This is a genomic window from Psychrobium sp. MM17-31, from assembly GCF_022347785.1.
Classification (GTDB): domain Bacteria; phylum Pseudomonadota; class Gammaproteobacteria; order Enterobacterales; family Psychrobiaceae; genus Psychrobium.
On record NZ_JAKRGA010000001.1, the window covers coordinates 393,915 to 407,299 of the forward strand.

At 44.0% G+C, this 13,385-nt stretch carries 14 protein-coding genes; all 14 read right to left on the reverse strand.

Annotation, left to right across the window (positions count from 1 at the left end; genetic code table 11):
- Positions 1-78 precede the first annotated feature (78 nt).
- The gene (flhB, locus tag MHM98_RS01705; RefSeq protein ID WP_239437427.1) at positions 79-1,209 is read right to left on the reverse strand and encodes a flagellar biosynthesis protein FlhB; all 1,131 of its coding nucleotides are present in this window, start codon (positions 1,207-1,209) and stop codon (positions 79-81) included.
- A gap of 15 nt (positions 1,210-1,224) precedes the next feature.
- Positions 1,225-2,010, reverse strand: a complete 786-nt coding sequence (gene fliR / locus MHM98_RS01710) for a flagellar biosynthetic protein FliR (protein ID WP_239437428.1) — start codon at positions 2,008-2,010, stop codon at positions 1,225-1,227.
- Positions 2,011-2,013: 3 nt separating this feature from the next.
- On the reverse strand, positions 2,014-2,283 hold the full coding sequence (gene fliQ, locus MHM98_RS01715) for a flagellar biosynthesis protein FliQ (protein WP_239437430.1): 270 nt from the start codon (positions 2,281-2,283) through the stop codon (positions 2,014-2,016).
- Between the two features lie 23 nt (positions 2,284-2,306).
- Entirely contained in the window at positions 2,307-3,044 is a 738-nt protein-coding gene (gene fliP / locus MHM98_RS01720; RefSeq protein WP_239437432.1) for a flagellar type III secretion system pore protein FliP, read from the reverse strand.
- The gene (gene fliO, locus MHM98_RS01725) at positions 3,041-3,424 is read right to left on the reverse strand and encodes a flagellar biosynthetic protein FliO (RefSeq protein ID WP_239437433.1); all 384 of its coding nucleotides are present in this window, start codon (positions 3,422-3,424) and stop codon (positions 3,041-3,043) included. The genes fliP and fliO overlap by 4 nt, the downstream gene beginning before the upstream one ends.
- A 7-nt stretch (positions 3,425-3,431) precedes the next feature.
- A complete protein-coding gene (gene fliN, locus MHM98_RS01730) occupies positions 3,432-3,821 on the reverse strand; it encodes a flagellar motor switch protein FliN (RefSeq protein WP_239437435.1) in 390 nt (129 codons plus the stop codon).
- 14 nt (positions 3,822-3,835) lie between these two features.
- A complete protein-coding gene (gene fliM / locus MHM98_RS01735) occupies positions 3,836-4,858 on the reverse strand; it encodes a flagellar motor switch protein FliM (RefSeq protein WP_239437436.1) in 1,023 nt (340 codons plus the stop codon).
- 50 nt (positions 4,859-4,908) lie between these two features.
- Positions 4,909-5,448 (reverse strand): flagellar basal body-associated protein FliL, encoded by a 540-nt coding sequence (gene fliL, locus MHM98_RS01740; protein ID WP_239437438.1) that lies wholly within the window; start codon positions 5,446-5,448, stop codon positions 4,909-4,911.
- A 133-nt stretch (positions 5,449-5,581) separates the two neighbouring features.
- On the reverse strand, positions 5,582-7,591 hold the full coding sequence (locus tag MHM98_RS01745) for a flagellar hook-length control protein FliK (RefSeq protein WP_239437440.1): 2,010 nt from the start codon (positions 7,589-7,591) through the stop codon (positions 5,582-5,584).
- Between the two features lie 169 nt (positions 7,592-7,760).
- Entirely contained in the window at positions 7,761-8,207 is a 447-nt protein-coding gene (gene fliJ, locus MHM98_RS01750; RefSeq protein ID WP_239437442.1) for a flagellar export protein FliJ, read from the reverse strand.
- A complete protein-coding gene (fliI, locus tag MHM98_RS01755) occupies positions 8,207-9,550 on the reverse strand; it encodes a flagellar protein export ATPase FliI (RefSeq protein ID WP_239437443.1) in 1,344 nt (447 codons plus the stop codon). Before fliI ends, fliJ begins: the two co-directional genes overlap by 1 nt.
- Positions 9,543-10,490, reverse strand: coding sequence for a flagellar assembly protein FliH (locus MHM98_RS01760; protein WP_239437444.1), 948 nt, complete (start codon positions 10,488-10,490; stop codon positions 9,543-9,545). Before MHM98_RS01760 ends, fliI begins: the two co-directional genes overlap by 8 nt.
- 26 nt (positions 10,491-10,516) lie before the next feature.
- A complete protein-coding gene (fliG, locus tag MHM98_RS01765) occupies positions 10,517-11,563 on the reverse strand; it encodes a flagellar motor switch protein FliG (RefSeq protein ID WP_239437447.1) in 1,047 nt (348 codons plus the stop codon).
- A 3-nt stretch (positions 11,564-11,566) separates the two neighbouring features.
- A complete protein-coding gene (gene fliF / locus MHM98_RS01770) occupies positions 11,567-13,303 on the reverse strand; it encodes a flagellar basal-body MS-ring/collar protein FliF (RefSeq protein WP_239437448.1) in 1,737 nt (578 codons plus the stop codon).
- Between the last annotated feature and the right edge of the window lie 82 nt (positions 13,304-13,385).

Below are 13,385 nucleotides of genomic sequence, written 5' to 3' on the forward strand. Positions count from 1 at the left end.
AGGAGATAGCAAAAGTGAATTTAAACTAACGATAGATTTAGCTCAAAATAGACAAGTGACAACAGCTCAAAAATCGCACTAGTGTTTTAGCTCGTCGGGAATATCAAACTCTTTCGGTAACTTGGTTGGACGGCGTCCTTTACGCTTTTTAAACTGCTCCAATTGATAAACGTAAGCGAGAACTTGTGCCACCGCCGCAAATAGCCCATCGGGAATTTGCTCGCTTATCTCAGTGGTGTGATAAATCGCCCTTGCAAGGGCTGGACTAGAAATTATCGACACATCGTTATCTCGTGCTACCTCTCTGATCCTAAAGGCCATGTGATCACTACCCTTGGCCACAACAGTCGGCGCGCTCGAGCCGTTAACATCATATTTTAACGCGACAGAAAAGTGAGTCGGGTTAGTCACCACCACATCTGCTTCCGGCACATCTTGCATCATGCGTCGTTGCGATACTTCGCGTTGCAACTGACGCTGACGTCCTTTGACTTCAGGTTTACCCTCAATATTCTTATGCTCATCTTTAACCTCTTGCATGGTCATTTTAAGCTCTTTCTTGTGCTTAAAGATCTGATAAGGCGCATCGGCAGCTGCTATCAACAGCAATGAGCAACACAGTAGAATGAAAATCCACAGCAAAATATCTAGAGCTTCGATGACATTGAGGGGAAAAGAGGTTTGGCTGAGGCCAAGAATTTGCGCGAAATAATAAGTGAGCAGCGTCCACGCTAAAATGGCAATTACCGCAAACTTGCCTATAGATTTGAGTAATTCCACCAATGCCTGCATACCAAACATTCGCTTGAAACCAGCAATGGGACTCATTTTAGACGCTTTAGGCATCATAGCTTCGCTACTGAATGTGAGGCCTCCCAATACGATACTGCCAACAAATGCCGCAATAAACAAACTCACCACAAAGCCAATAATCGGCCATGCAATAGTCGACATGACTTCTGCCCACATTAAGCCAAATTGGTTAGTATCAAAAGCCTCATTGCGCTTTAACGTAAACATTCGCTTCATCACGTTATAGAGCGACATAGCGATAGCACTGCCAAAAATATACATGCCAACTGCTGAGGCAATAAGAACTGCTGCAGTACCAAGATCTTTTGAGCGGGGAACCTGCCCTTTTTCTCTCGCTTGCTGCAGCTTCTTGGGGGTTGCTTCTTCGGTTTTTTCTTGACCGTCACTCTCTGCCATTATTGAGCGCCTCCCCTAGAATTCACACTTGGTATTAATGACATTACACATCATTTCCATACCGCGTTGCCATTGCGAATCAAAATGCGCCATCACAGTATCAAGCGTTAACCAAAGTACTAATAAACCGGCTAGCATGGTTACAGGGAAACCAATTGCGAAAATATTAAGCTGCGGTGCTGCGCGCGTTAAAATACCGAACGAGAAGTTAATCACCAGCAGTGCTACCATCGCGGCAATTGACATGGCTAGGGCCGAGGTAAACATCCATGCGCCCCACTTGGCAATTTTCTCCATAGTTACGCTTGAGAGCCCTTGTTCGCCAACAGGTAAAGTCTCAAAGCTCACTACCAGCATCTTGACCATAATAAGATGGCCGTCGATAGCCAAAAACATCAAGGTTGCTAACAGTAAGAAAAACTGACCAACAACAGGCACGGTTTGACCAGATCCTGGATCGACCATAGATGCAAATCCCAAACTGGTTTGCATGCCGATAACCTGACCGGCGATAACAAATGATTGCATAACCAATACCGAGATAAAGCCAATGGCTACGCCAATTAGCGTTTGTTGGATTACAATCAAATAACTGGAAAAAGAAAACAGTTCAGCTTCCGGTAACGGCCCAACAATAGGAACAATTAAATAGGTCATTACCAACGCGTAAAACAAACGAATACGTGTCGATAGATTATTACTACCAACCACGGTCATGACCATAAACATCCCTGAAACGCGCGCAAATACCCAAATGTGGGCAGCAAGCCATTCCATGATGATGTTTTCGTAAAGAGTCACGATTTATCCTATGACGCGAGGAATAGCTTCGATCATGCCGATGGTAAAGTCCATCAACTGTTGCGTAAGCCAGTGAGCGCCGAAAATTAGCGCTAAAAGAGTAACCATTAAACGAGGTAGAAAACTTAGGGTTTGCTCATTGATAGAGGTAGCCGCTTGAAACACCGCGACAATCAAACCAATGATCAAACTTGGCACAACAATAGCCGCAACCAGAATCATGACTACGTATAATGCATCGCGAAATATATCGACAAAAACTTCAGGTGACATTGCGCTCTCCTATCTCAGTTTCGTCACAAGCCAAAACTCTTGGCTAACGTGCCCATCACTAACGCCCAACCATCAACTAACACAAACAACATTAGTTTAAATGGCAAAGAAACGATCATCGGCGATAACATCATCATACCCATGGCCATTAATACACTGGCTACAACTAAATCGATAACCAAAAATGGAATGAACAGCATAAAGCCTATTTGGAATGCCGTTTTCAATTCGCTGGTAATAAAGGCGGGAATAAGCACTGTCATTGGCGCATCTTCTGGCGCTTTAACATCGGTGCGATTAGCAATATCGAGGAAAGTGGCAATATCTTTTTCGCGGGTTTGCGACAGCATAAATTCGCGAATTGGCCCTTGAGCGAGCTCTAGTGCCGCTATGGCGTCAACCTGCTCGTTAACATAAGGCTGGACAGCAACTGTGTTAATTTTGTCGAGTACCGGTGACATAATAAACAAACTTAAAAAGAGTGCTAAACCGATAATAACTTGATTAGATGGCGCCTGCTGTAACCCCATTGCTTGTCGCAAGATAGACAACACGATAACAATACGGGTAAACGACGTCATCATAATAAGCACCGCTGGGATAAAGCTCAGCGCCGTCATTAACGCTAAAACTTGCAGCGTAATACTATAACTTTGTGTACCGTCCGGGTTTGGTACTACGGTAACAGCTGGTAAGCCGGTATCGGCCATTACCACTGGCGATACTAGAAATACGGCTAGCGCAATCAAATACTTGATCATGACTTCCCTTTCTTAAGTAGTGATTGAATTGTTAGCGGCATATTATCATTACTCATACCGCTACTAGTGTCAGTTTTTTCGATAGGTTTCTCAAGCTTGTGTAGCAGATTAACACTTTGGCTTGTTACTCCTAATAGCAATTGCTCGCCATTAACCTCAACCACCACTACACGCTCTTTGGGGCCAATTGACAGGTGGGCAATACTACGCAGATTCTTTTGACTATGTGGGGTAATTTTGAGCTTTTTAACAACAAAAGCAAGAACAAAGATAACAGCCAATACAATGACTAAGGATATTATCATCCGAAGAAAATCAGGGGGTTGTGCGCTTACGGACGCCGCTGCGGGTAAACTAACGGCGACAGCAAATGTCGCCATTAATACTCTAACGCAATTTTTTAATACGTTCTGTTTGACTAATAACATCAGTTAATCGAATACCAAATTTATCGTTTACTACAACAACTTCACCGTGTGCAATCAAGGTGCCATTAACCAATACATCAAGTGACTCACCAGCAACGCGATCTAGCTCGATAACTGAGCCCTGATTTAACTGTAATAGGTTACGGATAGTGATGTTAGAGCGTCCAACTTCCATCGAAATTGTTACTGGAATATCTAAAATAGCATCGAGTTTTTCATTACCCGATGATTCGCCGTCGCCACCAATGGCAGACTCGTCAAGTTGCTCTAGCTCTGCTTTTTCAGCTTCAGCAGCCTCTGCGTCAGCCTGCTCGGCCATGGCGTCAGCCCAATCATCCATATCACTCATGTTCTATCTCTCATCTATGATTTTTCTTCAGACATCTTGCGCTGAAGTAATTGAAATTCTGTCTTTTGCGATTCTGGTCGCGGAATAATAGAGGTTATTTCCAAGCCGTAGTTATCATTTACTTGGCCAAGTTTGCCTCTAAACGACGGTAACTCTTCAGCTTTTATTACTAATTCGTCAGGCATCTCGAATGGGATAATGTCTCCCGCCTGCATTTCCATGATTTTACGTAGCGAAAGTTCAACTTCACCAAGACCAACTTCGAGCTCAACTTCCACATCCATGATTTCGTCTTTTAATGCCGCACTCCAACGTTGGTCGGTATCTTCTTTATCGGATTGAACACCAGCGTCAAGCAGTTCACGGATCGGCTCTAACATTGAATACGGCAATGCAATATGGAAATCACCACCACCGCCATCGAGTTCAATGTGGAAAGAACACACAACAATGACTTCGGTTGGGCTAACAATGTTCGCCATGGATGGGTTTACTTCAGAATCTAGGTATTCAAACTCGACATCCATCACTGGTGCCCAGGCTTCCATGTAATCTTCGAAAACAATTTTCAGAAGCAGCTGAATGATTCGACGTTCGGTTGGCGTAAATTCGCGGCCTTCAATTTTCGCTGGGTAACGGCCATCACCACCAAAAAAGTTGTCCACTAGTATAAACACTAAACGTGCTTCAAGGGTGATTAATCCGGTACCTTTTAACGGTCTAAAGCGCACCATGTTCAAACTGGTTGGAACAAACAAAGTGTGAATGTATTCGCCAAATTTGAGCATTTGCACACCATTAATTGATACCTCAGTGGTGCGGCGCATCAAGTTAAATAAGCTAATACGCAAATGACGAGCAAAACGTTCGTTAACCATTTCGAGGGTGGGCATGCGACCACGGACAATACGATCTTGTGAAGAAAAGTCATATTCCGCGGCGCCATCATCACCGCCGGCCGAGACTTCTTCTTCTTCAACGTCATCAACGCCGTGTAACAGCGCATCAATTTCGTCTTGACTCAGTAGATCATTCAAGCTTTAGCCCACCTTAGTTAATTAACAACTGCGATAAACACCAATGGTGCTTACTGCATTACAAACCCAATAAATAACACTTTTTCTACCACTGGCTTACCTACCAATGGCTCTAATGCCTGCTGGACAGCGGCAAGCGATTCGCGGCGAAGCTCTTGCTTTCCTTCATTGGTGGAAAGTTTTTCCGCATTCGACGTACTAAAGGTTGTTAGTAACGTATCTTCAATCAATGGAATATGCTTGCGAGCGATAGTGTCGTGTTCGCCGCCGCGCACCATTAGTTGTACCTTAATTTGTACTAAACGATCACGACCGTAGCCAGGTACGTTGAATACAAATGGTCGTGGCATACCAACATAAAATGCATCGCCAACTTCAGCTTCACCCTCTTCACCACTGGCCTCTTCAGTATCTTCAGCGGTTAAATCAGCACCTTCTTCTAAGGACATTTCTTGGTCAACAGGCTCATCAGAACCTGATAAAAAGAAAAATGCCCCAGCGCCACCAGCAATCAATACAACAACAGCAATGATAATAATGAGAAGTTTCTTACTACCACCTTGGGATTCTTCAACTGCTTCTTCAGCCATTCTAACTTTCCTTCACAAAAACTATGTTTCTAAACCACAGATCCTAACACTCTAATTAAAGCAATTGAACCCGTGATAAATCATCGATTTAAAGCTACCACAATACGATGCATTATCCTATTAGCGATCGCCATTAGGCATAATAATCAATGCCGTTGGTCGATTGTTTGTTCAACACTAAAGTGATTGGCGCTTGTTCGCCTTCATCCAAGTCAGTTTGTTCACCAAAGCCAGCATATTCTTCGGCTCCTTGCGAATCTTTCTGCTGCTGGTTTTGCTCTTTAACATCACTTTGATTTAAGGCAATACCTTGCTCTTGTAACGACTCTTTCAACTTAGCCATTGCCTGCTCTAACATGTCCTTCGCTTGTGGATTACTCACCTGAAATTGCACATTCATTTGGTCTTGTTGCATCACAATGCGCACAGACATTGCACCTAACTCTTCAGGATCTAAGTTAAGCACCGCATGCCCCACGCCGCCACGCATCATCATGGTCATGTGCTCTTTAATTTGCTGTGACGCTAGGCTGTTGTCATTTAACGTAATGCGCTGCGCCATATTTTCTGGCGCCTTTTGTGCCGTTAGTTGACTTGCATTAACTTCTTTAGCTACTTGCTGTTCAACGCGCGTTACCGAAGCCACCTGTGTATCTGCAGGCGTGTTACTCGTACTATTATTTCTAAAACTTGCTTCTAACTGCGAGACTAACGCATCGACTTTATTGCTAGCCCCCTTAGGTGCGTTTGCTTCGCCCTCTAACTTAACTGGCTCTTCGATATTAATTGCGTCACTTGTCTTGACGTTAACGCCTTTTTCATTTTCGGCGCTCGCTTTAGCTAACTTAGGATCAATAGGGGCGTTAGTAATCGGTGAATTAGCCGTTTTTTGCTCACCATTAGATTGTGCCTGCTTTTCTTCGGCAATTCCTGATTGGTTAGCAGGCTGCAGACTCGCTCTATTTTGCTCTACTTGCGCTTGCTTTTCATCAGAACTCTCTGATTGGGAAACAGGCTGTAAACTCGCTCTACTTTGCTCGATTTGTGCTAGTATTTGCTTGGCCGTTTGCACATCTGCGACTATATTTGAGTCTTCTTTTGCCTTTAACGGCTGATTTTCTTGCGAGATAATTTGATTAAAATAACGACGCTCTTCGCTACTAAGTTGGCTGATGATGGCAGCTAACTTATCGATCGCAGCTTTTTCTTTGTCAGAAAGTTGCGCGATTGCAACCTGCGGAGAAGCTATCGACTCACTATCAATATCAGCTATTTGTTGCTCAGAGAATTTAGCGATCGTTGCATCAATCTTTTCATGAAGCGGATTAACAGCCTGTGCTAACTCACGATTGTTGTCAGCAAATTGTTCAAGTTGCTTCATCAATTGCGTCATTTGTTGTGACAAATCGGCAGCATCGTCACCATTAGATAATTCTATATCAGCAAGTTGTTTGTTGACTGCCTGCAGCGAGTCAATCAATTGTGTTAAATCGCTATTTTGTTGATTAGTTTGCTTGATAACATTAAGCGCTTCTAATTGCTGGCCAATAACAGCTTTCAGCTCTGACAGCATTTGTATTGATGCTTGTTCATCACCTTTAGTAAACAACGATTGTTCAAGCTCACTGAGCTGGGGGGTATCAATATTAATTTCGTCAGCTAACAAGGATTTTATTTCACTAACAACGGATTCAAATTGACTGCGCTGCTGAGCAGGCAACTCACTTATAAACTTATCTATTGTCGCCAAGAGCTCGAAAGATGCATCACCATTTTCTGTGTCAGTTTGCTCGTCTAACAACGCTGTATCTGCGCCTGCTATTTGACTTTCACTATCAGTTGCATCACTTTGCCCTTTTTCAGATAGCGCTTTATCAGAATGTGCCTTTTGTTCCAAAAGTAACTTAACGATTTGCATGGCAAGCTCTGAGGCTTCATTGTCAGATGATGTTGATTGTTGTTGCTGCGATTCATTAATTGAATTAGCAAGGAGCTCATTGAAGCTCAATGTGGTTGCCTGGTGAAATAATGCCGATTGCTCAGCATTAGTGCCATTTAATGCAGCACTGGAAGACGAAGCGGCAAAAGTTGCCGAATTATCGACACTTGAGCCTAAGTTCATTAAATTGAATGATTCCAACATCGTGATTCCTTGTTTAAACCCATCATAAAATACAATTAAAACCAATACTTATCAGTTACTTAAATTTACTGCTGTTTAACACCTAGCAATGTGTCAAATATTGGATGTACGGCGCTGGCTATATCAAAGCAAACGTCATACCAAGATGTGAAATTAATAAAGAAGGAATTTAGCGGTGCTGTTTGCGGTGATGAGACATCATGGCGAATTCATCCGCCATTTTTTGCTGCTGCTTGTCTTCTTTAAACTGCGCTTCTTTGTGCTGTTTATCGATGAGAAATTCAATAGAGTCGGCGTATTGTTTGGCTTTAGCCCAAGTTTCGCGGCGCGCATCTACGGCAAGTGAAGCCTTTGCAATAACATCGCGCTGCTGAAAAATAGATTGATCGATTTGCGCTAGAAAACCTTGCAAACGAATAAGTTTATCGGCGCTTACTTGTTGGATATTTTCCGGTTTCATTTGCGCTAAATAGTCTTGCTTATATTGGGCCAATGATTCCATCTGCTCTTTAAGCTGATTGAGCTGTTGCTGCGCTTGACTAAACACCTTGAGCGCATCTTGCTCTTTTTGCTGTGCCATTTCTAAAACAATGGTGAGCTGTTTTACGTTAGCCATTATTGCAGTGCTTGTCCAAGTTGAGTCAGCGCGACTAACGACTCGTCATAAGGATGGGACTCTTTCATCATTTGCTGACAGAACGCTTCAATCACTGGATAAAACTGAATTGCTTTATCAACTTTGGGATCAGCACCTGCGACATAAGCACCAATGGCAATGAGATCTTTGTTCTGTTGATAAAGTGAATAATTTTGTTTGACGAGTCTTGCGTATTGCATGTGCTCATCACTTACCACCATCGGCATGACACGAGAGATTGACGCTTCTACATCAATCGCCGGATAGTGACCAGCTTCTGCAAGGCGACGAGAAAGTACAATGTGACCATCTAGAATCGCTCGCGATGAATCCGCGATAGGATCTTGTAAATCATCCCCTTCCGTTAATACGGTATAAAAAGCAGTGATAGATCCTTGCCCTTCGCCACCATTACCAGCGCGCTCTACCAACTGCGGTAATTTAGCAAATACTGAGGGCGGATAGCCTTTTGTGGCTGGCGGCTCACCAATAGCTAATGCAATCTCACGTTGGGCCTGAGCAAAACGGGTGAGTGAATCCATCAGCAATAACACTTCCATGCCCTGATCGCGAAAGTACTCTGCAATAGTTACCGAAGTTTCACAGGCTTTTAGACGCATTAAAGGTGAAGTATCAGCAGGCGCAGCAACCACCACTGAGCGCTTACGTCCTTCTTCACCGAGGATTTCTTCAATAAATTCTTTAACCTCGCGACCACGCTCACCAACTAGACCAACGACGATAACATCAGCACTAGTACCGCGTGTCATCATACCAAGTAGCACACTCTTACCAACACCAGAGCCGGCGAAAAGTCCCATACGCTGGCCTTTACCCACGGTAATAAGCGTATTAATCGCGCGAATACCAACGTCAAGTGCATGAGTAATTGGCCGACGAGCGAGTGGATTAATAGGTGTTGCCTTACCTGAGACATTACTGGCGGTTTTTATTGGGCCAAGACCATCAAGAGGATTGCCGATACCGTCGATAACACGGCCAAGTAGTTCAAGCCCTACAGGTAAGCCTTGCTGAGTCGATAATGGCTGAACGGTTGCGCCAGGAAGCACGCCATGGATTTCTTCACTTGGCATTAAGTAGAGAACTTCATCACTAAAACCCACCACTTCAGCATTGATTTTTCCAGTGAGCGTTTCAACGCTACACTGACTACCGACAGGCGCTCGACAACCAATGGCTTCCATCGTTAGGCCAACAACGCGCTTAAGCTTACCCGCCATTACAGGTTGAAATTGATTAACGTTTTCTTGATGTTTACTGAGTTGCTTAACCCAGTCGACTTGTGGAATGGGATCAGTCATGTTCGTCGTCAATTAGCGTTGAATCACCGTCATTCTGTAATGAATCGTCGGTTGCTGCTAATGAATCTTGGTTGTTTTGCTCGGCAGTCACGTCTTCTTGGAGAGTGACATCAGCTTCAGTTGACGCAGTGCTTTCATGAGAAGATTCGACAGCTTCATAACCCGGCGCTGGTTTAGCATAGAAATCATCAAATACTTGATTAATACGATCTTCCAGATTCATGCTTACTGAGCTATGACTGGTTTCTAAAAAACAATCGCCGATAGCCAGGCCAGGATCTGAATTAATTGTCAGTCGAGTATTAGCTTGTTGCTGACCAAATAGATTATCGATAACCTCTAAATCAGAAGGATTGACGGTTAAGTTAACTGGGCTATCCCCACCAATAACCTTTACCCCTTCACTCACCGCTTGAACAATTGGTGCTTGACTCTGAGTGACTTCAACGTGGACAATTTTCTTAGCTAGGGTTAATGCAAGCTCTAGTAACGAAGATTCCACAGCTTTATCTTGATTTGATAGTGGTTGCTGTAATTTATTAATCATCGCATCAATCAAGGCAACACGTTGCTCAATTTGTGGCTGAGCTTGTTCAAGACCTTGGGCAATGCCCTCTTCAACACCTTGTGCGAGTCCTTGTTCATAGCCCTCTTGATGGCCTTGAAGCAGTCCTTCCTCTTTACCTTTAGCAAGGCCTTCTTGGTAACCTTGTTCTTGCGCTTGTTGGGTGATTTCCTCCAACGCTTGAGCTGAGAGGGTACCGTCATTAGCCTCTTCTTCCACTTCAACTTCTGCTGGTTGAGGTTTGTTGAGATCGGCAACATTCATTCGCAGCGCATTAGTGCGCTCTTTGGGAATTTCTTTGGTTACATTAGGCGCATACCAGCGCTTAAGCAGTTCTAATTCTTCGTCCGTTGGTTTGTACACTTCACTTGGCATGCTATTTCCTCGCTATCTATGACGAATTATAAGAATTCGTCACCGCCGCCGCCGCCAAGCATGATTTCACCAGAATCAGCAAGACGTGTTGCAACTGCCAAAATTTCTTTTTGCGCCACTTCAACTTCACTCACGCGAATTGGTCCCATGGCTTCAAGGTCGTCCACCAGCATGTCTGCGGCACGTTTCGACATGTTGTTAAGGAATTTCTCTTTGAGGGCTTCGTCAGCACCTTTAAGCGCTTTCATGAGATCTTCAGTTTGTACGTCACGTAAAATCGCTTGGATACCACGGTCATCAACATCAATAAGATTCTCAAATACAAACATGAGATCTTGAAGTTTCTGCGCCATTTCCTCGTCGGTATCGCGAATAGAATCCATCAACTGACCTTCGACGTTATTATCGAGGTAGTTCATGATATTAGCAGCAGACTTGAGACCGCCCATCTTCGCGGCTTGTGCGCCCGCTTGACCAGCGAATTGTTTTTCCATAATGTCATTAAGTTCTTGTAATGCCGCCGGTTGTACTTCTTCAAGATTGGCGATACGCATCATCAAATCAAGACGAATCTTTTCTGGGAACTGCGATAGAATTTCAGCCGACTGCTCAGGATCAAGATATGACAATACAATGGTTTGGATCTGCGGATGCTCACTAACGATAATATTCGCCACTTGACGCGCGTCCATCCATTTAAGGGATTCAAGACCTTTGGCACTACCACCCAAAATAATCTGATCGATAATATTCGATGCTTTATCTTCACCCAGCGCTTCAATAAGCGCTTTACGGATAAAGTCTTCAGAATTAAGGCCAATTGACGATAGCTCTTGAATATCGTCGAGAAAACAACGTAATACAGCTTGTACTTTAGCAGGCGTAAAATCCTCAAACCCCGCCATCGCTTGACCAACGTATTGCACTTCTTTTGGCTCAAGTGACTTTAAAATACTCGCCGCATCTTCTTCCTTCAAACTAAGAAGCAACAAAGCAGTCTTTTGCAAGCCAGTTAAATTACTAACATCAAAGCCAGCTTCTTCTTTTTCTTGAGTTGCTAATTCTTCAGCCATTTCTTATCCGTCACTATCTTGATACAACCAGTTCTTCACTACTTGGATAGAAAGATCTGGTTCATTTGCAACTAGCGCACGTACGGCGCGTAATAAATCGTCTTCTTTACGCAGATCAGGGATCTTAATCGAACCATCATCTGCATAGGTGTAATCACTGTCAGATGCCGCTAACATGTCAACGGTATCCGCCGCGAATTGGTCATCAAAGTCAGCTAAGTCATCTTCGTTCATGGCATCAGCTTCTTCTTCCACATCAGGGTAGATGAGGCGATTGAGCATTGGGCGCACTAGGAAAATAATGATGATTGCAATGAGTAAGAAGCCAATCACTAGCTTAGCAATTTTAATAAACCACGGTTGTTCCCACAGCGGCGGCTCTGGGATATCTTCGAGCTCTTCTTGATAGAATTGAGTCGTCACCACTTCTAAAATATCACCACGAGCCTGATTAAAACCAATACTACCTTGCAATAGTCGTGTGATATTAGCGAGCTCCTCAGCGCTGCGTGGCGCTTGCGTCGCTGCACCGCCATCTGCACCTGGTACAGTCTTATAGTCAAGGGCGACCGAAACACTAACGCGCTTAACGATGCCAACCTGCTGACGAATATGGCTAATAGTGGTATCTAACTCGAAATTGCGGGTTGCTTCTTTTTGGAATTGTCCCGGCTGACCAGAACCACCTTGACCGCCTTCTAATTCACTGACTTGTTGCGGAATTTCAGATTCGAGCGGCGGTTGGTTACTCAAAGCACCAGCAATACCGCTAGTGACATTACCGACATTGCGGTTTTCTGAAGTTCGTTCACTGCGAATCGCTGGTAAGTCAGGGTTATAGCGTTGCTGCGTTTCTTCTACTGCCGTAAAGTCCATAGTGACGTCGACTTGGGCAGTGTAATTGCCCAAACCAACAACCGGGATCAAAATAGTGTCAATTTTTGAAAGGTAAGCGTTCTCTTGCTTCTTTTCTTGTTCAAATTCTTTGCGGCTGCGGATAGCTGATGGATCTTCATTACCAGATTTTAGTGAGCGGCCAGCTTGATCGGCGATAGATACACGGCCAGGCTCAAGCGATGGTACTGCAGATGACACGATATCGACAATGCTGTCGACTTCTTCTTGAGTTAATTGACGGCCGCGATTTAAGGTAACAACGACTGTTGCGCTGGCTTTTTTGTCGCGGCGAGAAAATACGTTTTCTTTCGGGATGGCCAATAACACGCGAGCACGTGATACGTTTTTTAACTCGGCAATGGCACTTGCTAGTTGTTTTTCACGACTGTGCTTAAGACGTTCTCTCTCTAGGCGCTGTGATACACCAAAGCCCATGTCCTGCATTAGAATATCATCGCCGTTAGCTGGTGCTGCGTCCATTCCAGCGCGCACTAGTGCAAGTTTAATCTTTTGATAATCGTCTTGGGTAACTAAAATTTCACGGTTTTCGGTTTTGTAGTCGTACTTATTCTGGTCGAGGAAATCTAATGTTTGAGTAAATTCTTCGGTGGTCATTTTACCCAAGGGACGATACTCTGGCTCTTGCGCCCAAAATACCACCATCACAGCAAGTGCTAAACACACTGTTAGCGCTACAACCATAATCACTTGACGCATTGTTTCGCCATCGCCTAATCCTGCAAGAGGACCAGATTTCGCTTCGGGCACGTCGGTTGAAGAAGTGGTGATAGGATGTTGGTCGTCCGAAACCATCATATCTGTCGATTCACTCGCTTGACTCACAGGGTTACCTTTTGAAATTTACTAATTAGTTAGACCAAGTCTATTTTGCTAATAATGTCATAATTTAAAAGACATTACCTAA

Bases quoted from the DNA above. Each gene is read 5' to 3' on its own strand.
- MHM98_RS01760 (WP_239437444.1), bottom strand. From the start codon at position 10,490: ATGCCAAGTGAAGTGTACAAACCAACGGACGAAGAATTAGAACTGCTT.
- fliQ (WP_239437430.1), bottom strand. From the start codon at position 2,283: ATGTCACCTGAAGTTTTTGTCGATATATTTCGCGATGCATTATACGTA.
- fliN (WP_239437435.1), bottom strand. From the start codon at position 3,821: ATGAGTGATATGGATGATTGGGCTGACGCCATGGCCGAGCAGGCTGAC.
- MHM98_RS01745 (WP_239437440.1), bottom strand. From the start codon at position 7,591: ATGTTGGAATCATTCAATTTAATGAACTTAGGCTCAAGTGTCGATAAT.
- flhB (WP_239437427.1), bottom strand. From the start codon at position 1,209: ATGGCAGAGAGTGACGGTCAAGAAAAAACCGAAGAAGCAACCCCCAAG.
- fliG (WP_239437447.1), bottom strand. From the start codon at position 11,563: ATGGCTGAAGAATTAGCAACTCAAGAAAAAGAAGAAGCTGGCTTTGAT.
- fliP (WP_239437432.1), bottom strand. From the start codon at position 3,044: ATGATCAAGTATTTGATTGCGCTAGCCGTATTTCTAGTATCGCCAGTG.
- fliO (WP_239437433.1), bottom strand. From the start codon at position 3,424: ATGGCGACATTTGCTGTCGCCGTTAGTTTACCCGCAGCGGCGTCCGTA.
- fliJ (WP_239437442.1), bottom strand. From the start codon at position 8,207: ATGGCTAACGTAAAACAGCTCACCATTGTTTTAGAAATGGCACAGCAA.
- fliL (WP_239437438.1), bottom strand. From the start codon at position 5,448: ATGGCTGAAGAAGCAGTTGAAGAATCCCAAGGTGGTAGTAAGAAACTT.
- fliI (WP_239437443.1), bottom strand. From the start codon at position 9,550: ATGACTGATCCCATTCCACAAGTCGACTGGGTTAAGCAACTCAGTAAA.